The organism is Albidovulum salinarum (assembly GCF_025673475.1).
Classification (GTDB): Bacteria; Pseudomonadota; Alphaproteobacteria; order Rhodobacterales; family Rhodobacteraceae; genus Albidovulum; species Albidovulum salinarum.
This window is the reverse complement of record NZ_JAOVQO010000014.1, coordinates 51645-74002: the sequence shown is the minus strand read 5'-3', so window position 1 is coordinate 74002 and position 22358 is coordinate 51645. Positions and strand designations below refer to the sequence as shown.

Sequence of the window (22358 nt, the reverse complement as noted above, 5' to 3'; positions counted from 1 at the left end):
CAGCGAGAAGAGACTTTGAGAAGTGTTTGACATCATCCCCGACATCCATGGCCAGGCAGACAAGCTCTTGGAGCGCCTCACCGCCCTCGGCTATTCACAGAAGAAGGGGGCCTGGAGGCATCCTGATCCTGAGCGCGTTTGTGTGTTCCTCGGTGATTTCATTGATAGGGGGCCAAACAATGGGCAGGTGATCGATACCGTTCGCAGGATGCTCGATGCCGGTACGGCATATGCCGTGATGGGCAATCATGAACTGAACGCCATTCTTTACCATACGACTGACCCGAGATCACTCGAGCGCACTGGTGAAGCGGTCGACGGACTGCGGGCGAGATCACAGAAGAACACGCGCCAGCATCAGACGTTTCTGGATGAGTTTCCCTTGGGGAGCCCGAAGGCTGACGAACTCATCGCGTGGATGCGCACGCTACCGCTCTTTCTGGAGCTTGAGCATTTCAGAGCTGTTCACGCCTGCTGGGACGAGGCGCGGATTGCAGAACTCAAGGCCGTCACAAGAGACGGGGTTCTCAGCGAAGACCAGTTTGTTGAGGCGGCGGATCGGACGAGCAGCATGTTCGACCTCGTAGAGACGACGACTAAGGGTCCCGAGCATCCGCTGCCAGTTGGCTACGGCTTTCATGACAAGGACGGGGTCTGGCGTGATTACATCCGCGTTCGTTGGTGGGCGCAGAACTCTCAGAGCTGGGCCGAGATATCGGCCTCGATTCCCGACCCCTCGGAGCTTCCGGACGAAGTCCCGCCCGAGGATATCCTTGGTCGAACCTATCCGGTTGCTGCCAAGCCCGTATTCTTTGGTCACTACTGGCTGACCGGTGAACCGGTTCTTCAAGCCCCGAACGCGCTCTGTCTCGACTACTCGGCCGGGAAGGACGGTCCGCTTGTCTCCTATCTGATGGAGCCCGGTCAGCAGAGCCTCTCGCTACAGAGCCTGAGAGGTCACGAGCGGGGCCAGTAGAGACGGAACTGGATGGAGGATCATTTCATGACCATCGATGAAGATACCGGAGAAGACGTCGTCTGCCCGATTTGTGGTGCGGCGGAGTACTGGGATTGCGGTCACCTGGTTGGGAGCTTTGATCGAAGTTTCTGTGAATGCCAGGGTGGCGCGATCTATGACCGTCAGGGAGAGTTTTCCTCCATAATCGAAGACATTTTTCTGTCGCATCTGCAGAATGGTTCAGAGCCAGGCTTGAAGTACGATGCCTTTCCAGAGCTCTGGGAGTCAGCAAAATGCAACTATGCGCCCGATGACGACTACGTGGACCTCGATGGAGATATCCTCCAGAGATTCCTGATTGAGGTCCTGGAGAATGCAGGCGCGCATGAAGGGCCAGGGTCACTGATAGATCCTGGTGGTCCAGGAATGACTTCCTCGATGTCACTTCTGTTTGCAGAATGTCCATCCGAGGTGGTTGCTCGGGCTCTTGACCGTATTTCTGTCGCGCTCAAGAATGAGTTGCAGGACGCTCCCCCCTATGTTGACCACATCCTGCTCTGGGACCGTGACCCTGTTGTCAGGACAAGCGACGGACGGTGGTTCATCGATGGACAGAACGGATGGTGGCAAACGGAGATTACGGAAATCACTTTCAGCATGAACCCCGGCTGGTTCTACGACACGAAGGACCCCGAGGGTTGGAAGAAGTGTCTGCACAGCGAGAGCGATATCGCTGAGGTGGAACGGTTGGTGGCGAAGAAGGACGCGGATCGATGACGCTAACGGAGGCTCAAATCGAGGCGATAATCAAGGCCGGGCTTTTCGATGCGTCTGGCATGGCCGATCCTGATGAGGTTCACGACGCAGCATATGATGCGCTCGTGACCGAAGCGCCGGAGGTGAGAGCGTGGGACGCGGAGCAAGATAAGGGCGTCTACTCGGTCGTTGTTAGAGGCATTCCTGGCGCCTACTTTGTTCAAGCAATGGAGTACGATGATGATGGTGTCTATTCGACTCTCGACGAGGCAATTGGAGCTGCCGAGGCAAACTATGGCGAATTCTTCAAATAGCTGGCGAGAAGACATTCCCGTCACTTTGCCCAGAACGCAAGAGACCTCAGTGAATAATGGCAGAGCATATGCCCATGAAATTACGTAATAATCCTTGAGGCCCCATGTTCTTTCAGAAACCACAACCTAGACCTCGCGGCGTTCCGCTCGACGATTTGGAAGCTGCGCTGGCGCCGACGACATTGAAGGCGACGAGGAAGGGGGACTCCCTCATCGTTGTGAACGACAATCTAACGACGCGCGTTGACGTGGAGGCGCCGGCAAACCCCGATGCCGGCGATGCAGTCATATCTGCGATCGTTACGATCAAGACGCAGCTGCCCTCCCAGCTAGCTGCTCTTTCCGGCAAGCCGGGCTTCGTGGACATGATCAATCGAATGGCGACTCTAGGCGCCGTCACCGAAGAGAACGGGCAGCTCTATATTGGGTCCAGGCTCACTGTCTATGAGGGCGAGAACGCGTGGAACGTTCAGTTCGGTCTCATTCTGTTTACGATCATTGCGGCTGCGGACACGATGCTGGGCGCGATGCGACGCACATTTTCCAATGAACCGCCCCGCAAATCCGAACCCTCCTCCTGGACCGAGCAAGACTTGGACTTCGCACACTCACAGCTCTCAAGACTGTGTGTCTGTACTCGCGGGGGCCTCGGTCTGACTGCTGAGTTTGGTCTTCGCTCGGGTGAGGTTAGCGCTGCCGCTGGGCACAGCCATACCGCGCTCTGGCAGATGATGGCGGACCAGCCGCACCCCGAGATGGGAGGCGGACTCTTTTGCCTTCTGAACATGCCGCAGACCTTTAGGGACGAGCGCGGCCTCTCTTCAGTGCTCGCCGAACTCAACCGCATGGAAATGCAGGGCAATGATCTCCCACCACACTTTGGGGCCTGGTGCCCCGGCGGCCGGCAGAACAACCCAGCGTACGTGTCTTTCTTGCCCAATGCTCTGCATGCCACACGGGGAATCGCGCTCAACATGTCGATCTGGGCAATGAACCGTGCTCAGGTGGCTGACGCGATGCTTCAGACCATGCAACTAGCGAACGCCCAAAGGAAACCTTGACTCCTGACGACGAATACGCTGCGCCGTGCGCTCTTCTAAATGGGAACTCAATATGGCATTTGATCCAAAGAGTAACACCATCTCAGTAGGAGAAGGCGAGGACTTCTTCGCTGACAGCGGCCAGTTCTTCATTCTGACGCTTAAAAAGCTCTCTGAAGACCCAAGCCTTGAGGCTGGTCACCGCCTGAAGAATGACTGGCGCGTGATCGAAGAATGGTTGGGTTGTCGTGATCGAGAGCTGAACCATGGTGATATGGATAGGATAGCGAGAGCGTGGAAGGCTTATCTTGCCATTGGCCTGGCGCCATCCGAAAAACTCCAAGCCTCGTTCGATCATCAGTCTCGCGTTTACAAGATGGAGGGCTACTCCCCCGAAAAAGATAAGGCGCCGGCGGCGGTCATGGACGTCTTTGACCGCTTGCTGGCTACTGATGGCGAGATCGCCGCCAAGCAAAAGCGCACAATCAAGGAAGAGGCCCGCAAATACTCGAGCCTTCTTCATGATTTTGACCTGGAACGAGGAACCCGCGATAGCTCTGCATCGCACAATGGCGGGCTGAAAGGTATGAAGGTCGACAAGGAAAAACTGCCAAAAGCGATCGCAGCCATCTGGCTACTTCTGTCGATACCTCTGTCCATTCCAATTTATGAGGAGTTCTTTCGAGGTGACGATATTTTGAGCCGGGTTTTCTCTTGGCTTATCGTCGGCTCTGCCTCTTGGTTGCCATTTGGCTGGAGATGGCTGACGAATAATCAGGCTTACCCAAGGGCGTTTGTGGCTCTGGTCGCGCTTTGCGGCATTGGCTTGATCTTTCTCTTTTTGGATGACCGATATTTAGATGAATATTTTTACATTCCACTCGCCTGGACAATGACTTTTGTAGCCATTGCAGTATCGCATGACGGGATGCGCATTCTTAGACGAAGCCGATGATCTGACAATCGGGCAAAGGGACGGGAGTTCAAATATGGCCTGCCCGAGGCGCTAGCGTTCGCCGGTATCCTTGGACATCTTGATCCTCACGATTTTGCCAAGTCTGGCACAGATGAAGTCAACGCGCAGTCCTGCGCCGGAGCTCTTGTCGAGATCGACGACAAAAGACGGCGCGTCGAAAAAGTCATCGAGCTTCAGCCCGCCTTTCTTCATCGTGGACTTCTTGAGAATACCAGTCCGACGCTTGTTCGTGTCCTGCCGGCGAAAGACGAACTTATAGTGGCCTTCCAGATCCTCAAAGTCATCTAGGTCGTAGAGCGCAAGCTGCGAACCATCCCTCGCGCGAAATGCCAAGATGTTGCCAGTGCGCTTTGGATGCGCCGGCTTTCCGGCCGGACGTTGATTGTCCGTGCACGGGTGTTTCGGCCAAGGCCAGCCAAGGTCATCAAAGAAGACGCGCCCGCCGTTGGGAGATTGATAGAAGAAGACGGTCTCGCCGCAGACCGGGCAAGTTGCGTTTGGAACGATGTAGGACCGAACGGACCGAAACGGCGAGCTGTCCGAAGCTCGACCCTTTTCCCGGTAGCCTCGACACCAGCCGCCATGGATATGGATGGGCGTCGGGCGCCCATCCATGTACCTGAATACAATCGGTTCTCCACAGGTGTCGCAGGTTGCCATCTTCAGAAGCCTATCCTGCCCTCACTTGATGGTCATCAATCGCCGCGCTCCATACGCGCACTCCAAGCGGCCTTGCCCATGCCCCTGCGATCGACCCGGCTCTCCATCGCCAGGGACGACTGGACCACCATCTCCTTGCGCATCCGGGACGAGAACTGTCTGCCAACGCGCCGTGCCAGCAGCTCGAGTTCCCGGATCATTTCGCGCCCTTGATCCAGGCCCTCGACGTAGCGGCAGAAGTGGCGCAGTTCGCGTTCGATGTATCTTTCGGCCTCCTCATAGGCCCCGTCCCGGTTCATCCGGGCCGCAGTGGTCACAACATGAGCGCTCCACGTCCGAGCAACGATCGCCGCGATCTCGATGTCGCGGGACTGGGCCTTGTTGACGGCCCCGTCTGCAGCAGTGAGCCTGAGGCGTACAGCGTCCGTTTCGAGCCTGGCGCGATCGTCGACAGCGCGTCCACTGGCGGTCAGCTCGAACGCAAGCTCGTCGTTCTGCCGTGCCTTGGGACAGGTGACTTTGAGAACGGCAACACGCTCGATGTCGTTTTGAACCGGCCCGAGAGGAACGAGGAAGCGACCGTCGCGGCTCTCCGATCCTGTTCTCCCCAGCACCTCGACCCGCACGCCTGTCGGTACAGTGAGCTCGATCTGTGCATCCTCCACGATGGTCCCGAAGATGTCGTCCAGTTCGCCCAGAAGCACCGAGGAGATCTCGCTCGTCAGTTCGGCATCGTGAAGGCGTCCACCACCGCTCTCGGCAATGCCCCTTAGCAGCTGCTCGTCGTAACCATCGCCGATACCGAGGCATGAGGTCAGAACGCCGCGCATCCGGAGTTCGCCTGCGTGCTCGCGAAGCTCTTCAGGGTCGACGATGCCCTCGTTGGCATGACCGTCACTCAGGAGGATCACGCGTGGAGTCATCCGCGAGTCTTCCTCGGCGATCCTGGCGGCACACTCGACACCGGCGAACCATCCTCCCGAAAGAAGGGTCATGCCACGGGTCTGGAGACGCGAAATCTCTGAGCGAATGCGGGCCGCGTTGTCGGTCGTCACCGCCACACCATCGAGATGAACGAGGACATCTGAAGCAAAGGACACCACGGTAAGGCGATCCCGCTCAGTGAGGCGCTCTGCCAGGCCGAGGGCCGCTTCCTTGGCCGCCTCCAGCTTTCCACCTCCCATCGAACCGCTAGCATCAATCACGAGGGCGATATTGAGGGGCGCGCGTTCTGCCGGGCGACGGTCATCCTTTCGGTTGGCCTTCAGACGGGCGACGAGATAGCGCACCGAGTCTCCGCCCTCCCAGAAGAGCTTGCGGTCAAAGGCGGCAGCGGCGGTGAAATTCACATCAGTCATTTTTTGCTCTCCCGGTAAGAATGGCGCGGAACTGGTCCGCGAGCTGTTCAAAAAGGACCCGTTCGCGAGGTTCGAGATCGCCGCGCACGGAAAGTTCGAGATCCGGCGTGACGGAGATCCGCGTCCAGACCGTCCCTCGCGAGCGCCTCGGCGCCGGCGCTTCGAGTACCTTCTCCAACTGAAGGATCAGCCGCTCGATGCTCGCCAGTTCCGCCTGGCGTTCGTCGGAGCGAGCTCTTGGATAGGACTCCGTAGACGGCTTGCTGAAGCGAGGTTCGAAAGACGACCGTTCTGACTTGCTCGAAGGGGTCTTCTTCGCGAAAAAGTCCATCGATCGCTGTGGCGGTTCCTCGGTGGCGCTTCGTGTCTGGATCCGCCTGAGGTAATCGCGCGCCGACCCAGTGGAAGCCGTTGTGGGACCTGCCTCGAGGGCCCACTCCCGGATCTGGTCCTCCGTCGCCATCATGAAGCGACGCCCGATCTCTGCGAGAGACAGCCCGTGCAGATCTTTGAGCGCCCGAACGGCCAGCGCACGATCCGCATTGCTGGCGGGGTATCGAGCGCCTCGACCAGGCTTGAAAGGTGGAGCCAGCAGTCCTTCGCTGACCCAGGACCGCAAGGTGCGTGCCTCAACCCCGGTACGTCCGCTCAGTTCTTCGAGTGTGAGTTCATCATCAGACATAGCGGCGATGTAGGTTGCTTAATGCGACATGTCAATATGTCATATTAAGCGGAAGACTTGCGATGCGATTCGAAGCGGCCGTCGCAAGTCGTCGAGTTTGCGATCCTGCCCCGTTCGAAGGACTGCGCGCCATTTCCCTTTTCTTCGCTATTTCAATGTGTTCGTTGACTGCCGCCCGCGCTTCAGCACTGTGGGATGGAGAAGGAGCCACTGAAGACCGCCATGCCCAAGATCACCAAACGCCTCGCCGACGCCGCAGAAGCCCGCTCCGCCGAATACTTCGTCTGGGACAGCGAGATCCCCGGCTTCGGGCTGCGCGTGCTGCCGAGCGGACGCAAGGGCTACGTGGTCCAGTATCGCGCCGGACGCCGGTCCCGGCGGATCAGCCTCGGGCCCAGCACGGTCCTGACCTGCGAGCAGGCCCGCAATCGCGCCATCTCCATTGTCGCCGCCGCGCGCAATGGCGAAGATCCCGCCGCCGAGCGGGACGCGGGGCGCAAGGCGATCACGGTGAAGGAGCTGGCTGAGCGGTTCGACAACGAGCACATCGCGATCCGCGTGAAGGCGAGCACGGCCAAGGAGTATCGCCGCAACCTCGAACGCTTCATCCTGCCCGCGCTCGGCCAGCTGACGGTCACGGGCATCACCCGGGCGGACGTGGCGAAGTTCCATCACGACCTCCGCCACATCCCCTATCAGGCGAACCGCTGCCTCGAAGTGGTTTCGAAGATGTTCAGCCTCGCCGAGATGTGGGGGCTGCGTCCGGATGGCACCAACCCGCGAAAGCACATCCGGAAGTACCCGGAGGAGAAGCGCGAGCGCTTCCTCAGCGCGGCGGAACTTCGTCGGATCGGCGAGGTTCTGCGCGAGATGGAGGCGGAGGGGATCGAACTGCCATCGGCCATCCTCGCCGCCCGCCTGCTGATCCTGACCGGCTGTCGGCTGAACGAGATCATGACGTTGAAGTGGGCATACGTCGATCTGGCCGAGCGCGTCCTGCGCCTGCCGGATTCCAAGTCCGGCGCCAAGGTCGTCCATCTTGGACTACCCGCCGTCGAACTGCTTCGCGACGCCCAGCGCATCGACGGCAACCCTTGGGTCATCGCGGGCACCCTGCCGGGGAAGCGCCTGAGCGATTTGCAGCCCTTTTGGCAGCGCGTCCGCGCCCGCGCCGGCGTCAAAGACGTCCGCATCCACGATCTGCGCCACACCTTCGCGTCCACGGCCGTCGCATCGGGTCACGGCCTGCCGATGATCGGCAAGCTGCTCGGGCACACGCAGGTCCAGACCACGGCGCGTTACGCCCATCTCGCAGCCGAGCCGGTGCGGATGGCGGCGGACGCGGTGGCGGAGAACTTGCAGCAGTGCCTGCAATAGCAGTCGGCCAATGAGCTAATGGATACGCTGTCGCACAACGCGAGTTGAAGGCGAACCACGAAGGGTTGTGAGGAGACCAATTTTCTCATATTTTCCCAAACAGGCCGAAAATTCGGAGCCTGCGATGGAGCACGACATCCTTACCGTCAGCGAGGTCGCGGCCTACCTGAGAATAAAGGAGAAGACGGCATACCGCCTCGCCAGCGAGGGTAAGCTCCCCGCCTTCAAAGTTGGCGGCTCGTGGCGCTTCCGGCGTGCCGAGATCGAGCAATGGATAAATGAGCAAACTGGCGAGAAGCAGCCAGGACAGAGCTGAAGGGGGCTGAGCTTGACCGACGACCAACGGAAGCGCGTCGACTCTGATGTGATTGTTTCGGAAATTATGGGGCTTAGGCTCTGTGTCGGGTATTTGGGCGAGAAAGAGCAAAGCAGTTGGTGGACTTCGCTCTGGCTCTCTCCTCATGCCTCGGCATTTCTGTCGCCCATTTATGGCAGTCGCGCCGATGCCGCCCGCCTCAATGGTGTGACCGAAGCGGCACGGCGGGTTCACGACAACCGTATCGGTATCGGCAGAGTGTTCCACCTCTTTAGGTTGCCGGAAGCGCTTGAGAGTCGGCTGCATGATGCTTCCAGTCGAACTATATCGCTGGGACCGCCAAACTCAGTGGAAGACGCGCGCAATAGGCTCGCCTCGATCGCGCGGAACACCGATAAGCTCGCAGAAGGTCCCATTCGGATTGGCACTCCGGCGGACTTGCTCAAAAGTGAATGGACCGCAGTTGTAGCTGGGCGCTATCACGCCGCGTTCCAGGCCGGAACGATGACTTTTCCCTACTTCGCGGAGGCTTGATGACAGCAGCGCCTCACACAACGCGGCTCCAGGCTGGTCTCGGCCTCATACCAGAGACTGAGAAACTACTTTCGCTCTGGGAGCCTGGGATGGAGCCACCCACCCTCCTTGATCGCGCGCTATCCTCTGGTGAATTCGCGGATATCACCGCCCGTCGCCTGCGGAACATTGTCACCGAAGGCTTTGCGCCGCGCTACCTTTCCGAAGATGGCTATCCCGCGACATTAATACGGGCATTCGAAGAAAGAATTTCAGCTCAAGATCGAAAGCAGCTCTTCTTTCTTTTCACATGCCGTGCGAACGCGATACTCGCGGACTTCGTTCGCGAAATATACTGGCCCCACTATCAGGCTGGAAGTCCTGCTCTGTCAAAGCAGGACGCTTTGTCATTTGTTCAGACGTCGGTATCAGAGGGTAAGACTTCAGTACCATGGTCTGACTCCACAAAGTCTCGCATCGCAAGCTACCTGCTTGGAGCTTGTGCAGACTTTGGTCTACTTGGCGACATGCGCTCAGGCGCACGATGCATCGAGCCTTTCCGACAAACGCGCTTCGCAGCGACCTTCCTTGCTCATGATCTCCACTTTCGAGGTCTTAGCGATATGGCAGTTGTCAACAATCAAGACTGGATGCTCTTCGGCTTGGAGCCCCAGGACGTTCTTGAAACACTTAAGGAGATCGCGCTGCGCGGAGAACTAATCATGCAATCTGCCGCCGGAGTCGTCCAGATTTCGTGGAAACTCAAAAATATGCAGGAACTTGCAGATGCCATCGCTGACTGCTGATTTTGATGAACTCATTCGGCGGATCGGAGCGGGACGAGAGTTCTCGCACGCAAGCTTCGAGCCTATCTATTACCTCGTATTCAATCCTCGTGAGATACTTGAAGTTAAGCGGCAAATGCCCGCGTGGTGCGCTCGCCTCAAGAACAAAGGGTGGCACGTGGAGAAATTCTCTATAGCGGACGAAATCGCCGCCATTCTCAAGAACGCACCCATGCGCAAGGTTTGGCTAGCTGCGGACTCTAAAGCACCCCTGGATTGGGAGAAGGCAAACAAGAGTTTAGCAAACGCACTCACCGGACGGAATCAGCTTCAAGAACGACTCGAAGGGAAACTGAGCGAGTTGGACGGTCGCAAAGATGCCATCCTACTGGTCACCGACCTTGAGTCGCTGCATCCGTATCTGCGGATTGGCGCAATTGAAGCGCAACTTCAGGGCAAGTTTCATGTGCCGACCGTATTCTTCTATCCGGGAGTACGAACAGGCAAAACTCGCCTAAAGTTTCTTGGTTTCTACCCGGAAGATGGGAACTATCGGTCGGTGCACGTAGGCGGCTAAGAATGCGAGAAAGAGCAGAAGAGCATGACTGAAATTCGCACGCTATTTGATCCATCGAAGGGGCTTCAACGCTCTATTGAGAAGGTGATCTCCTATCAGGCTGCGCAAGAGGATCGCCTGCGCGCCGAAATCTCCGAGTATATCGTTACGGATAGTATCGACGAGCAATTAGAAAAGCTGCTTGAAAACATCCAGGCCGCGCTCGAGAGCGGCGGCGGTCACGAGGTGGGAGTTTGGGTGTCGGGGTTCTATGGCTCGGGTAAGAGTTCTTTCACCAAGTATCTAGGTCTCGCTCTAGACAACTCGGTTATTGTCGACGGACAGCCCTTCCTTCGCCATTTACACGACCGTCTACGCCGCGCCCAGACAAAGGCGCTACTCAATACTGTTGCATCACGGCTTTCTGCCGCGGTCGTCATGCTCGACCTGGCAAGTCAGCAGATCGCGGGTGCCACCCTGGCTGAAGTGTCCGAAGTCCTGTTCTATCGCGTATTGCAGCAGCTAGGGTATTCTCGGAACATGAAGGTCGCGGCCTTGGAGCGCAAGCTCAAGAAGGACGGCCGCTATGATGAGTTCTGCAGCCTCTTTGAAGGCGAGACCGGAGAAAAGTGGGAAGACCTTCAGAACGACGAACTTGTTGTCGATCATCTTCTTCCCAGCCTCGCCCACAAGATATACCCCAATCTCTTCAAGAGCGAACACTCGTTCACGACATCAAGCAGTGAAACAATTTACCTGATGCATGACCGCGTTCAGGAGATGATTGATGTTGTTCGCGAAGAGACCGGTAAGGAGAATGTGATCTTCGTGATCGACGAAGTCGGTCAGTATGTCGGAAGTCAGCAATCGAAGATCCTCGATCTGCAGGGACTTGCCGAGAACATCAAGAATATTGGTGGTGGCAAGGTCTGGCTTCTTGCCACCGCTCAGCAGACCCTAACGGAAGATGACCCGGTCGCGGCGATGAATTCACCGCAGCTCTTTAAACTTAAGGACAGGTTTCCGATATCTGTTGAACTCGAGTCTAGCGACATCAAAGAAATTTGCTTCCGACGTCTGCTTGGGAAGTCATCAGACGGTGAAAGAACTCTTGCTGGGTTGTTTGAAAAGCATGGCCAAGCTCTGCGCTCCCATACCAAGCTTACGAATGCTCGCTATTACGATGAAGGCTTTGATCGCACGAGCTTTGTTAACCTCTACCCGTTCCTTCCCGCTCACTTCGAGATCCTGCTCAGACTGCTTGGCGCACTCGCCAAGTCGACCGGGGGCATAGGACTGCGGTCTGCAATCAAAGTACTTCAGGATATCCTGGTTGAAGGTACGGGGGAACAACCGCCCGTCGCAAACCAACAGGTGGGCTGGCTGGCGACCACCGTCACTCTGTACGACTCTCTCAGCAAGGATATCAAGCGCGCCTTTCCCGCTGTTTTTGGTGCAGTCGATAAAGTCCTCGTCCAATTCCCAGAAGACGACATGGTGCAAAGCGTCGCCAAGACGATTGCTGTGCTTCAAATCCTGGCCAACCTGCCTGTAACGACCGAGAATATCGCTGCGCTGATGCACCCATCCGTGTCGTCCCCATCTCTCAAGGATGAGGTCGCGGATGCCGTCAATAAAATGCGCAAGAACCAGTTTGTGCCGCTTGGCGAGAAGGAAGGCAGTCTGCGCTTCTTTAGTGAAAAGCTCAATGACGTTGAGCAAGAGAGAGCTCAGATTGCACTGCGTACCAGCGAAGTCCAGCGCCTCTTTAGCGGCGCCCTAAAGGATGCCTTCACGCCACTGCCATCTGCGAGCTTGCATGGAAAACGCTCGATCACCTCAGGCCTGAAAAGCTATGGCGCTGGCAGAAGTATAGGGCTCGCCGGTGAACGAGAGACGATCCAAACAGCCGTCGCATTCATTGATCATAGCGAATACGACAATGAGCGCGCCAAACTGCTCGATGAGTCACGGCAGCGTAGTGCCGAAGCGACAATCTTCTTGCTCGGCCGCATGCCTGAAGGCGCACTTGAAACCGCTGGCGAAATCTATCGCTGCAACAGGATCGTCGAGAAATATCGGACCGATCCTGACCAAGAAGTTAAGGAGTACTGCGCTAGCCAGACCGATCAAGCAGCACGCTTGATGACCGAGCTTACACACGCCATTACCAGGGAACTTGTGCGCGGGTCTTTCATTTTTCGCGGCGCCATCACAGCCGTCGAAACCGTAGACCAAAATCTCTCTTCCGCCTGCAAGGACTTCCTGTCGGACGTTGCGGCACAGGTCTATGACCGCTACACGGAAGCGCCCGAACGTGTCGAGACGGCCCTGCCGGAAAAGTTTCTGCGCGCGGCCGACAGCAATCTTCGCTCGGTGACCACGCAGCTTGACCCGATGGCACTTGTCAAAGTCCAGGGCGGAACGCCGTCTATTGACACTGACCACAAGGCTCTAGTCAGCGTCAAAGACTATATCGATCGGAATGGCATCGTTGAGGGCAAGCGTCTTCTCGACGTGTTTTCCGATGCGCCCTTCGGCTGGTCCCAGGATACCGTTCGCTACCTTGTGGCGGCCCTGCTCGTCGGTGGAGAGATCAAACTCAAGGTCGGTGGTCGTGAAGTCACGGTGAACGGCCAGCAAGCGTTTGAAGCCCTAAAGTCCAACGTCACGTTTAAGACAGTTGGCGTATCGCTCAGGCAGGATCGCCCGTCCATGGACGTGCTTGCCAAGGCGGCTGAGCGGCTCACAGACCTCTCGGGCGATCAAGTCGTTCCGCTAGAAGAGAACATCAGTAAAGCCGCTCTGAAGCTACTGCCTGATCTTCAGCACCGTTACTCCGCGTTGAGCGAGAAGCTGCTTGGCCTTGAACTCAAGGGCACGGACATCATGGAAGGCGTAAACAGGCAGATCAAGGATCTGCTCCTCGCAGATGCGTCCGACGCACCGCAAGTCTTCGGCGCAGAGGAATCTTCCCTCTACGAGGATCTACTTTGGGCCCGCGACGTCAAACGCGCCTTCGACAATAGGCTCGACCGCACAATCCGTGATCTTCGCGACCTTCAGCGCGACATCCGCGACCTTCCGACGACCGGAGCCCCTGGCTCTCTCAAGCACGATGTAGCCGACGACCTCGCAGCGGTCGCTGATAGCCTCGGGAAACGAAACTTCTTTGAGCATGCGGCTGATCTCAGTACCGCCCTCGCCGCCATTGAGCGCAAGGTTGCCGAGGCCGTGACGACCATGACGGATGCTCAGGCCGGACGGATCAGGAGCGCGGAAGAAGACCTGTGCCGGCTGCCCGAATGGAACGCCTTCACCACCGAAGAGCAAAACAATGTTCTAGCTGAGCTTCAAAGCCGTGCGATTACGGTCGAAAAGACCATCGGCGGGCTCAAACGACTGATATCTTCTGCGTTTGAGATCAGTAGCACGATCGAAGACTTGAAGCGGCGCATCACTGAGGAAGGGCGAGAACGGCTCAAGCCTACCCCGCAAGACACCGGTGATGGCCGAGGTCGCCAGCAGCGGTACGAGCTGAAAGTCCCGCGAAAGATCACCAGCCTCGAGGAGCTCGATGACCTCATCAGCCGCTTACAGGCTCTGCGTGGCGACGCTACTAACAGTGAGATCGAAATCGAAATTGGGGAGGCGTGAGGGATGGCGTTTGACAACGCGACGCGCGCGCGTCTCCAGAGGTTTGTTGCTGAGGCGAGGACGCTCCTTACTGAGGACTTTTCGCGCCAGCTTCAGCAGACCTACGGCATGGACCCGGTAAGCGGTGAGGTCTCAGAGCTTGAGAGCCTAAGGCACCTTGATGATCAGCGCTTGGAAACGGCGCAACTGCTGCGCGAGATTTTCGAGCACTATCTCGCCACCGAAACAGCCAAGGGTAAAACGGCCGCCAAGGCTGTGCTGGATCGGATGCTTCGGGAGCAAGCTTTCACCATCCTTAACCGCCTGGCCGCCCTACGCATGATGGAAGCCCGTGGCATTCTGATCGAGGCCATCGGCAAAGGCACGCAGTCTCAAGCCTTCCAGCTCTACCAGCGTGTCGCCAATGGGGCCCTGGGCGAAACGGGCGAAGCCTACAAGCACTTCCTGAATTCACTGTTCGATCTCTATTCTGCAGACCTGCCTGCTCTCTTCGATCGATTTGCTCCGGAAAGCCGGTTGTTCCCGCGCGAGGCGACACTGACGCGGGTTCTTGAACTTATCAACGACTATGAGATTGCGCGACTTTGGCCGGAAGATGAGACCATTGGCTGGATCTACCAGTATTTCAACTCGCTGGAAGAGCGGCGAGCCATGCGGCAGGCCTCTCAGGCCCCGCGAAACAGCCGGGAGCTTGCGGTCCGCAACCAGTTCTTCACCCCGCGCTATGTCGTGGAGTTCCTAGTCGACAACACCCTTGGGCGGCTCTGGTTTAACTGGACTGGGGGCCAGACCGCGCTGCGTGATCGCTGCCAGTACCTTCTGGTGAAGCCGGATGAGCAGCCGGAACCGGCTGCGCGCCTGCGCGATCCCCGTACCATCAAGCTGCTCGATCCCGCCTGCGGTTCGATGCATTTCGGGCTCTACGCCTTCGACCTGTTTCAGGAGGTTTATCGCGAGGCTTGGGAGTGGGAGCAGACCAATGGCCCAGACGCGCTGGACCGGGAAACCGGCGGCAGTCCCGATCTGAAACCGCTCGCCGAAACCTACCCCGACCGGGATGCCTTTCTGCGTGAAGTGCCGCGCCTAATCATCGAGCGCAACATCTATGGCGTCGATATCGATCCGCGGGCCGCGCAGATCGCGTCACTGGCGCTTTGGCTGCGGGCGCAGCGGGCCTGGCACGAAGCTGAGGTGAAGGCCAAGGATCGGCCGCAGGTCGGCCAAGGTCATGTGGTGGCGGCGGTTGCGCCCCCGGCAGAACTAGAGTTGCGGAAGCAGTTCATGGAGGGTCTCGATCCTCGGGATGCCGAGCTGTTCGAGCAGACGCTGTTCATGCTCAAAGGCCTGCCAGAGCTTGGTGTCCTGCTGCAGGTGGAAAAGGAGCTGCCTGCCCTGATCCGCAAGGTCTTTGGCGAACATGGCGAAATGTTTGCGAAGGAAGATTCAGCACAATGGCAAAAGGCGGAGACACGGCTGCGGGATGCGCTGACCGACTATGCCGGCGCGGCGCAGTCCACTTATCAGGGGCGGCTGTTTGCCGAGGACGCGTTGCAGGGACTGCGAATGATCGACCACTGTCGGGAGACCTTCGACGTGGTGGTGATGAACCCTCCATTTGGTGAATTGAGCACATCGGTCAAGGACTACCTTGGGTCTCAGTATCCTCGCTCGAAGAACGACCTTCTAACAATTTTTGTCGAGCGCGGCCTAGGGATTCTTAGAAATGGTGGCGAATTGGGCGCAATTACCTCGCGAACGTGTTTCTTCCTTTCAAGCTATCAAAGATGGAGGGAAGAAATTGTTCTTGGGATCGCTCGCCCCAACGTCATGTGTGACCTCGGGCACGGTGTAATGGATGACGCCATGGTCGAAGCCGCCGCGTACGTTTTGGAGAAGGTAGCATGACGCTTTTTCTAAGACTCCTGTCCGCAGAGGATAAGCAGGAACAACTACAAAGTAGAATTTCTAAGCTCAAATCAGGGGCTGATGTCGAAGGTTGTTTCGACGTCGACCCTGTCTCGTTTAAGGATATTCCAGGATCGTCGTTCGCGTACTGGGTAAGTGAGAACGTGAGAAAGTCTTTTGTGAATTTTCCACACTTCAGCTCTGGTCGCACATATGCCTGCATTACAAATCCCGCTGGCAATGACACCCGATATATGCGTGCTTGGTGGGAAGTTCGAAGTGATGGCTCACGGCGATTTTCTTGGAAGCCGATCGCCAAGGGCGGCCGTTTCAGTCCTTACTACTTTGATGTGCACTTAGTCGTCTCATGGGACGATAATAACGGTAGCTATTTCGGATTCTTTGGAACAAAGCATAGGCCTCTCGCAAAGCCTGCGTCCGTTGACTACTTCTTTCGACCCGGAATCACTTGGCCGAGTCGAACTCAAGTTTTTGCGCCAAGAATTATGCCTGCGGGCTGTGTGTTTACTGGCAAGGGTCCTGCCGCATTTGACGCTGATGACAGTCCTGAGCATCTTCTCGCTGCAGTAGCACTAATGAACTCCGAGCCTTTCAAAGTGCTGGTCGGAACAAGGCTAAATGCAGCCGATAGCACTGCACGGTCCTTTGAGGTCGGTATTATCCAGAAAACTCCAGCCCCCAAGATCAACGATGAACTACGCAGGAAACTGGCTTTATTGGCCAGGAAAGCCTGGAGTCTAATGTATGCGCTAGACTCGATTGATGAGACGTCTCACGCTTTCATTTTGCCATCAGCATTACGCGAGCGCGTTGGGGGCTATGACCAGGCTCTATATGAAGTCGAGTTGTCGCGCATCCAACCAGATGTAGATGCGCTCGCAATTGATCTTTATGGCTTCACTAATCAAGATTGTATTGATCATTTTGAGGTCGGCGGGGACACTGGGGAAGATGATGAAGATAGCGAAAGCGGCCAAAAGAGCATAGACCATACTGGTGACTTGCTCGCTTGGTCGTCAGGCGTCGCATTCGGCCGTTTTGACTGGCGCTTGGCGACTGGCGAACGCGAAGCGCCCCCCGAACCTGATCCTTTTGATCCCCTCCCAGCCAAGAGCCCCGGAATGCTGCCCGACGGCGACGCGCCACTCCATGCCCACGCCGGGATCCTGGTGGATGACCAAGGCCACCCGCATGATCTGCCTCGGCTGATCGAAGAAGTCCTGAGCCGGGTCGATGCAGAGATTCCGGGCGATGTGCGTCGATGGCTTCAGCGCGATTTCTTCAAGCTCCACCTGAAGCAATACAGCAAGAGCCGCCGCAAGGCTCCGATCTACTGGCCCCTCTCGACCGCATCGGGCGACTACACGCTCTGGCTCTACTACCCCGATCTGACCGACCAGACCCTCTTTACCGCAGTGAACGACTTTTTGGAGCCGAAGCTTCAACACCTGGAGAGCGAACTCAGCGCGCTCCGCCGAAAAGGACAAGGGCGCACGAGCGCCGAAGAAAGGGAATTCGAGAAGCTGCAGACGCTTCAGGAAGAGCTTACCGATCTTCGCGATACCCTGCTGCAGCTGGCACCGACCTATAAGCCGAACCACGACGACGGTGTGCAGATCACCGCGGCCCCCCTCTGGCGGCTGTTCCGGCACACGCCCTGGCAGAAGGTTCTGAAAGATACCTGGGAGAAGCTTGAGGCCGGCGACTACGACTGGGCGCATCTTGCCATGACCTATTGGCCAGAGCGCGTGCGCGAGAAGTGCAAGACCGACAAGTCGCTTGCGATCGCGCACGACCTTGAGCACCTGTACGAAGAGCCCGAAGAGCCCGCCGGTGGCGCGCGCAAGCGCCGCGGCGGACGGAGCAGCGCATGAGACTGGCCAATTTCATACGCGAGTCGATCCTGCGACCGCGTTTGCAGCGCGCGAGTTGCATGGTCGTCTACGACCCCGAGAGGATCTACCGGGACGTCGTGCATTCCCTCGCATGCGAGCAGACCGTTGTGGTCGACGCTGGCGAGAAAGGCATCGAGGGCCGTGAGGAAGCCGCCGAGGCTTTCGGCGACCTCGCGAAGCCGACTGAAGCTGGCGCGAAGTCGCTGATCGTCTACGTGCCCAAAGCGCAGCCTCAAAACGACCACGAGCGGGTCCGGGACCCCTATTCGATCTATTCCGTGACCGGCGCCATGTTTCCTGACGGCGATGGCGATGACTACTTGAACATTTGCCTTCGCGCGAAACCCGACCAGGCGACAGAGATCCGGCGGCTCTTTGACGAAGACCCGCGGCCGTCGTTTGAACTGGTCGACAATATCGGCGGCGGCGTCGGCTATCCTACGCTGCGCACTGTGCTGGGCGTAGACTCCGCCCGGAATATACTGCTGGCTTTGTTGGCTCCATCAGAGAAGCAGAGGGAACACCTCAAGGCGAATGAAGGCTGGCCGACTGAAGCGAAAGCGCTTCTTATGTCCGCTCTCGGGCTCAAGCTCGTGACAAAAGGCAAGAGCTGGTCCGCCATAGCCGATGAGCTTTGGCGCTATGTCCTGTTCAGTGAGTTCGTCCTCGACCTTCCCGAAGAGCTGCCGGCGTCTCTTGGCACGGTCCCGCATGCTGCAAAAGAAGCGCATGTCCTGGTCGGTGATTTGTGTGAGACGCTACGAAACGATAATCGAACTCGCTCAACCTATATCGAGCGTGCAGAGCAGATAGAGCGAGACCTCAATCTGCCATCTGAGTGCGCCGGCATAGTCGATCTAGGCGAGCTCGACACCTTCCCGTTCGAAGAGCGCACCTTCCTCCATCAAGCGATATCGGCGCTTCAAAGCGACCATCTTGATGAGGTCAGAGTGCTCGTGGAGCGTCATCAGAATTCGGTGTGGCTGGGTAAAGGCGAAAACCAAGCGCAGTGGTCCCTCGTCGCCGCCGCCCTTCACCTCGTCGAAGCTTGCGAAGACGGGGAGCGTGATCTTGCAGGCCACACGCGCAACCTCACCTCTCTCGTGGATCACTATGTGAGCCGTTTGCGTGACATCGATCGCCTGCAGAGGGAGTTCGAACAGTCAATCGGCGAGTATATTTCTGAGGAAGGGATCGTTGATGCCGTGGCTGAGCAGGCCCGAAAGCGCTACAGCCGCTTGGTCGAAAAGGTCCAAACGCTATTCACTAAGCATTTTGAGGCGGAAGGCTGGCCGCTCCAAGGGCGCCTGGCAAATTCCGATGTCTTCGACACGAAGATTGCACCGCTCCTCCAAGAACGTGGTCGCCGAGTTGCCTATTTCCTTATTGACGCGCTCCGCTATGAACTTGGCGCCGAACTCCATCGCCAGCTCTCCGATGCCGGCGCGGCCGACTTAGAGGCCGCTTACGCGCAGATGCCTACGGTTACACCCGTGGGCATGGCGAGCCTGCTACCCCATGCGGGCAAGAGACTTCGCCTCCTTCGCGATGGTTCAGAAGTTGTGCCGACGCTGGACGGTCAAAAGGTTAGTAATGTCGTACAGCGCATGAAGGTGTTCGAACAGCTGTTCGGAGATCGGTTCCAGGAAATGACGCTATCAGCGTTCGTGCGCACCAAGAAGCTGACTATTGCGCCAGAGGTCAATCTCCTCGTGCTCCGCAGCACCGAGATTGACAGCCATTTGGAAAGCAATCCGGAGACAACCCTTGGACTCGTTCACCAGACCCTGAAGAGTATCCGTGTTGCCCTCCATCGTCTCAAAGAAGTTGGCTTTACCGATGCCATTATCGCTACTGACCACGGCTTCTTCCTGAACGGACACGCCGATGCGGGCGATATATGCGCGAAACCCAGTCACGGACACTGGGTCAGCCTTCACGACCGAGCGCTCCTAGGAAGGGGTTCCGGCGATAGTCAGAGCTTTGCGATCGCGGCCAACAAGGCCGGCGTTAGAGGGGACTTTGAGAACTTTGCTGCGCCGCGCAGTCTCGCGCCCTACAGGCGCGGCCTGCAATTCTTTCACGGTGGACCTTCTCTTCAGGAAGCCGTTGTTCCTGTCATCATTGTCCGGCTGCAGGAAAACAAGAAGAGTGAGGACTCTGTCGCCACTGTGCGTCTGAGCTACAAGAATGGAGCAAAGCGGATCACAACGCGTCTGCCCGTGGTCGAGCTGTCGATCGAAAACGCGGATATGTTCTCGCAAGAGTCCGATTTTGAGATCTTGCTCGAAGCGCATGATCGAAAGGGCAACGTCATAGGCGAAGCTCGCCGGGCTGAGCCTGTGGACCCCGCCACCGGCACCGTGACTCTTCGCCCCGGCGATAGTCGCCAGGTTACGATCCGCATGGATATGGAGTTTGAAGGAAAGTTCAAACTCAAAGCCCTTAACCCCGTGACGATGGCTTCACATGCAAGCCTCGACCTGGAGACTGACTATGCAGTTTGAAATGGAGATGGACCCTCTCGATAAGAAACTAAACGACGTATTCGACGGCAAGGTTGTTCGAAAAGACCTACTCCACCGCATTAAGAAAGGAACGAATGTCCCCACATTCGTCTTGGAGTTTCTTCTTGCCCGTTACTGCGCCAGCAATGAGCCGGCCGAGATACAGGCGGGCATGGAGGCCGTACTCGCTACCTTGGATGAAAACTACGTACGGCCGGACGAAGCCAATTCTGCTCAGTCCCGGGTCGCCGTCAAGGGCAAGCACAAGTTTATTGACAAGGTTCATGTCCGCTATGTCGAAAAGGACAAGCGCCATTGGGCAGCCCTTGAGAATTTTTCATCGCAGAAGGTAGCCATCGGCGAGAAGTTCTATCGTGACATTGATCGCCTGCTCGAAGGTGGCATTTGGGCAGAGGTAGTCATCGCTCATAACGAGGTAGATGAGGACAATTATGCCTTCTACGTGGAAGACTTGCGTCCAATTCAGTTAAGCCGCTTCGACTTTGATGCCTATCGCGAAGGACGGGCCAAAATGACCCGTAACGAGTGGCTAGATGTGATACTTCGCTCCGTCGGTCTTGAGCCAGGCAAGCTCGATCACCGAACGAAGCTCCACTTCATCGCCCGCCTCGCTCCACTTGTAGAAGCCAACTTCAATTTCGTGGAGCTCGGACCGCGCGGAACGGGCAAGTCCTACTTTTTCAGTGAATTTTCGCCTTACTCCACGCTCATTAGTGGCGGCCAGGCTACAAAGGCGACTCTGTTCTACAATAATGCACGCGGCAAGATTGGCCTTGTTGGCTTTTGGGATACAGTCGCCTTCGATGAAGTCGGCGGCATCAAGATCAAAGATCCCGACACCATTCAGATTATGAAGGACTATATGGCCAATGGCCGTTTTTCACGGGGCGTTGAAATTATCGCCAATGCAAGCATGGCGTTTGTCGGGAACATCGATCAGTCGATCGATCAGATCGTCCGCTCATCCGAGCATGATCTATTTCTGCCCCTACCACCTCAATTCGATCTCGCTGTCATGGATCGCTTTGCTTGCTACCTTCCAGGCTGGGAGATGCCGAAAACGAGTAGCGCCTATCTGACCGATCGCTTCGGACTGATCACCGACTATCTTGCGGAGGCCTTCCACTACCAGCTCAAGCACAACAATCGCTACGAGGAAGTGTCAAAGCGAGCCAAGCTCGGGGCGAGCGTTGAAGGACGCGATGAAAAGGGTATCAAGAAGACGCTTTGTGCATTTCTTAAGATCCTCCATCCAGACGGTCCGCCGAGCGATGAGGAGTTCTTTGAGTATGTTGAGTATGCCATTGAGTGCCGGCGCCGCGTTAAGGAGCAAATGAATAAGCGCAAACCCGATGATGAGTTTGCGCTTATTGATCTCTCTTACTTCGACACTTCCGGAAAAGAGATTGTAGTCTACTGCCCCGAGACCAAGGGTGTTGTGCAGACTCTTGAGCCCGAGCGACCATCCCTTGCGCCGCATCGTGGCGCTCAGCCACCAGCGAGGCAGGAGCCAGGTCGTGCTAACATCGACGCCAACGCGCCGGGAAAAAATGATGGCGTTGATACTCAACCTTCGCTTGCAGAGAAACACTTCACTATCAGTTATGGCGACGTAGGACACACCTACGACACGATAATTGGGCCGTACCTGCAGGGCGCTAAAGAGATCATTATTGAGGATCCCTATATTCGAGCCCCACATCAGCTCGCAAATTTTGTCCGCTTCTGCGAATCCGCTGTAAAGGCACCAACTGTGAGGAAGATTAACCTCCGCAGCAGTTATGACGAGAAGACAGACCTTGCCACCGTCAACGAACGCATGGATGAATTGAAGCAAAGCCTGCTTGAGATCGATGTCATTCTGACTGTTGACCTAGACAGCAAAATACATGATCGAGAAATTCGTACTGATACTGGTTGGATAATTAAGATTGGTCGCGGACTTGATTTTTATCAAAAGCCCGATGGATGGTTTTCTATTGGATCCAACGATTTTTCGCTGCGGCGCTGCCTTGAGACGAAAGTCGACATCTTCAGGGCATCTTAGCAAAACCCCGCCTG

18 protein-coding genes are annotated in these 22358 nt (G+C 57.0%); 15 read left to right on the top strand and 3 right to left on the bottom strand.

All coding sequences use genetic code 11. The features are described from left to right. Nucleotides 1-22 precede the first annotated feature (22 nt). From OEZ60_RS15085 to OEZ60_RS15065, 5 genes are all read left to right on the top strand, one after another. On the top strand, nt 23-976 hold the full coding sequence (locus OEZ60_RS15085; protein ID WP_263337900.1) for a metallophosphoesterase: 954 nt from the start codon (nt 23-25) through the stop codon (nt 974-976). Between the two features lie 27 nt (nt 977-1003). Next, on the top strand, nt 1004-1735 hold the full coding sequence (locus tag OEZ60_RS15080) for a hypothetical protein (protein WP_263337898.1): 732 nt from the start codon (nt 1004-1006) through the stop codon (nt 1733-1735). After that, entirely contained in the window at nt 1732-2028 is a 297-nt protein-coding gene (locus OEZ60_RS15075) for a hypothetical protein (RefSeq protein ID WP_263337895.1), read from the top strand. The genes OEZ60_RS15080 and OEZ60_RS15075 overlap by 4 nt, the downstream gene beginning before the upstream one ends. Before the next feature lie 104 nt (nt 2029-2132). After that, nucleotides 2133-3089, top strand: a complete 957-nt coding sequence (locus tag OEZ60_RS15070; protein WP_263337891.1) for a hypothetical protein — start codon at nt 2133-2135, stop codon at nt 3087-3089. A gap of 52 nt (nt 3090-3141) precedes the next feature. Continuing rightward, nucleotides 3142-4023 (top strand): hypothetical protein, encoded by an 882-nt coding sequence (locus tag OEZ60_RS15065; protein WP_263337889.1) that lies wholly within the window; start codon nt 3142-3144, stop codon nt 4021-4023. Between the two features lie 51 nt (nt 4024-4074). Here the strand turns inward: OEZ60_RS15065 and OEZ60_RS15060 are convergent, their stop codons facing one another. The 3 genes from OEZ60_RS15060 to OEZ60_RS15050 all read right to left on the bottom strand — a co-directional run bounded on the left by OEZ60_RS15060 (nt 4075) and on the right by OEZ60_RS15050 (nt 6744). After that, on the bottom strand, nt 4075-4659 hold the full coding sequence (locus OEZ60_RS15060) for a hypothetical protein (RefSeq protein ID WP_263337887.1): 585 nt from the start codon (nt 4657-4659) through the stop codon (nt 4075-4077). Between the two features lie 80 nt (nt 4660-4739). After that, nucleotides 4740-6062: a vWA domain-containing protein gene (locus tag OEZ60_RS15055; protein WP_263337884.1), complete on the bottom strand. Its 1323-nt coding sequence runs from the start codon at nt 6060-6062 to the stop codon at nt 4740-4742. Further along, nucleotides 6055-6744 (bottom strand): helix-turn-helix domain-containing protein, encoded by a 690-nt coding sequence (locus tag OEZ60_RS15050; protein ID WP_263337882.1) that lies wholly within the window; start codon nt 6742-6744, stop codon nt 6055-6057. The genes OEZ60_RS15055 and OEZ60_RS15050 overlap by 8 nt, the downstream gene beginning before the upstream one ends. A 222-nt stretch (nt 6745-6966) precedes the next feature. Between OEZ60_RS15050 and OEZ60_RS15045 the strand changes: the two genes are divergently transcribed. The 10 genes from OEZ60_RS15045 (at nt 6967) to brxL (ending at nt 22344) form a co-directional block, all read left to right on the top strand. Next, nucleotides 6967-8121 carry a tyrosine-type recombinase/integrase gene (locus OEZ60_RS15045; RefSeq protein WP_263337880.1) on the top strand — a complete coding sequence of 385 codons (1155 nt, stop codon included), beginning with the start codon at nt 6967-6969 and terminating at the stop codon, nt 8119-8121. A 124-nt stretch (nt 8122-8245) separates the two neighbouring features. Continuing rightward, nucleotides 8246-8437: a helix-turn-helix domain-containing protein gene (locus OEZ60_RS15040; RefSeq protein ID WP_263337878.1), complete on the top strand. Its 192-nt coding sequence runs from the start codon at nt 8246-8248 to the stop codon at nt 8435-8437. A gap of 12 nt (nt 8438-8449) precedes the next feature. Further along, nucleotides 8450-8971 (top strand): BrxE family protein, encoded by a 522-nt coding sequence (locus OEZ60_RS15035; protein ID WP_263337873.1) that lies wholly within the window; start codon nt 8450-8452, stop codon nt 8969-8971. After that, entirely contained in the window at nt 8890-9756 is an 867-nt protein-coding gene (locus OEZ60_RS15030) for a BrxA family protein (protein ID WP_317852841.1), read from the top strand. Before OEZ60_RS15035 ends, OEZ60_RS15030 begins: the two co-directional genes overlap by 82 nt. Continuing rightward, nucleotides 9737-10312 carry a DUF1788 domain-containing protein gene (locus tag OEZ60_RS15025; RefSeq protein ID WP_263337869.1) on the top strand — a complete coding sequence of 192 codons (576 nt, stop codon included), beginning with the start codon at nt 9737-9739 and terminating at the stop codon, nt 10310-10312. The genes OEZ60_RS15030 and OEZ60_RS15025 overlap by 20 nt, the downstream gene beginning before the upstream one ends. Before the next feature lie 24 nt (nt 10313-10336). Further along, nucleotides 10337-13948 (top strand): BREX system P-loop protein BrxC, encoded by a 3612-nt coding sequence (gene brxC / locus OEZ60_RS15020; RefSeq protein ID WP_263337868.1) that lies wholly within the window; start codon nt 10337-10339, stop codon nt 13946-13948. A 3-nt stretch (nt 13949-13951) separates the two neighbouring features. Continuing rightward, entirely contained in the window at nt 13952-15853 is a 1902-nt protein-coding gene (locus tag OEZ60_RS15015) for a BREX-1 system adenine-specific DNA-methyltransferase PglX (RefSeq protein ID WP_263337867.1), read from the top strand. After that, nucleotides 15850-17748 (top strand): BREX-1 system adenine-specific DNA-methyltransferase PglX, encoded by a 1899-nt coding sequence (locus OEZ60_RS15010; protein ID WP_263337865.1) that lies wholly within the window; start codon nt 15850-15852, stop codon nt 17746-17748. Before OEZ60_RS15015 ends, OEZ60_RS15010 begins: the two co-directional genes overlap by 4 nt. Continuing rightward, nucleotides 17745-20276 (top strand): PglZ domain-containing protein, encoded by a 2532-nt coding sequence (locus OEZ60_RS15005; protein WP_263337863.1) that lies wholly within the window; start codon nt 17745-17747, stop codon nt 20274-20276. Before OEZ60_RS15010 ends, OEZ60_RS15005 begins: the two co-directional genes overlap by 4 nt. After that, nucleotides 20266-22344 (top strand): BREX system Lon protease-like protein BrxL, encoded by a 2079-nt coding sequence (gene brxL / locus OEZ60_RS15000; RefSeq protein WP_263337862.1) that lies wholly within the window; start codon nt 20266-20268, stop codon nt 22342-22344. The genes OEZ60_RS15005 and brxL overlap by 11 nt, the downstream gene beginning before the upstream one ends. Nucleotides 22345-22358 lie beyond the last annotated feature (14 nt).

Bases quoted from the DNA above. Each gene is read 5' to 3' on its own strand.
- OEZ60_RS15075 (WP_263337895.1), top strand. From the start codon at position 1,732: ATGACGCTAACGGAGGCTCAAATCGAGGCGATAATCAAGGCCGGGCTT.
- OEZ60_RS15030 (WP_317852841.1), top strand. From the start codon at position 8,890: ATGGACCGCAGTTGTAGCTGGGCGCTATCACGCCGCGTTCCAGGCCGG.
- OEZ60_RS15060 (WP_263337887.1), bottom strand. From the start codon at position 4,659: ATGGATGGGCGCCCGACGCCCATCCATATCCATGGCGGCTGGTGTCGA.
- OEZ60_RS15005 (WP_263337863.1), top strand. From the start codon at position 17,745: ATGAGACTGGCCAATTTCATACGCGAGTCGATCCTGCGACCGCGTTTG.
- OEZ60_RS15015 (WP_263337867.1), top strand. From the start codon at position 13,952: ATGGCGTTTGACAACGCGACGCGCGCGCGTCTCCAGAGGTTTGTTGCT.
- OEZ60_RS15070 (WP_263337891.1), top strand. From the start codon at position 2,133: ATGTTCTTTCAGAAACCACAACCTAGACCTCGCGGCGTTCCGCTCGAC.
- OEZ60_RS15010 (WP_263337865.1), top strand. From the start codon at position 15,850: ATGACGCTTTTTCTAAGACTCCTGTCCGCAGAGGATAAGCAGGAACAA.
- OEZ60_RS15055 (WP_263337884.1), bottom strand. From the start codon at position 6,062: ATGACTGATGTGAATTTCACCGCCGCTGCCGCCTTTGACCGCAAGCTC.
- OEZ60_RS15025 (WP_263337869.1), top strand. From the start codon at position 9,737: ATGCCATCGCTGACTGCTGATTTTGATGAACTCATTCGGCGGATCGGA.
- brxL (WP_263337862.1), top strand. From the start codon at position 20,266: ATGCAGTTTGAAATGGAGATGGACCCTCTCGATAAGAAACTAAACGAC.
- OEZ60_RS15045 (WP_263337880.1), top strand. From the start codon at position 6,967: ATGCCCAAGATCACCAAACGCCTCGCCGACGCCGCAGAAGCCCGCTCC.
- OEZ60_RS15040 (WP_263337878.1), top strand. From the start codon at position 8,246: ATGGAGCACGACATCCTTACCGTCAGCGAGGTCGCGGCCTACCTGAGA.
- brxC (WP_263337868.1), top strand. From the start codon at position 10,337: ATGACTGAAATTCGCACGCTATTTGATCCATCGAAGGGGCTTCAACGC.
- OEZ60_RS15050 (WP_263337882.1), bottom strand. From the start codon at position 6,744: ATGTCTGATGATGAACTCACACTCGAAGAACTGAGCGGACGTACCGGG.
- OEZ60_RS15080 (WP_263337898.1), top strand. From the start codon at position 1,004: ATGACCATCGATGAAGATACCGGAGAAGACGTCGTCTGCCCGATTTGT.
- OEZ60_RS15065 (WP_263337889.1), top strand. From the start codon at position 3,142: ATGGCATTTGATCCAAAGAGTAACACCATCTCAGTAGGAGAAGGCGAG.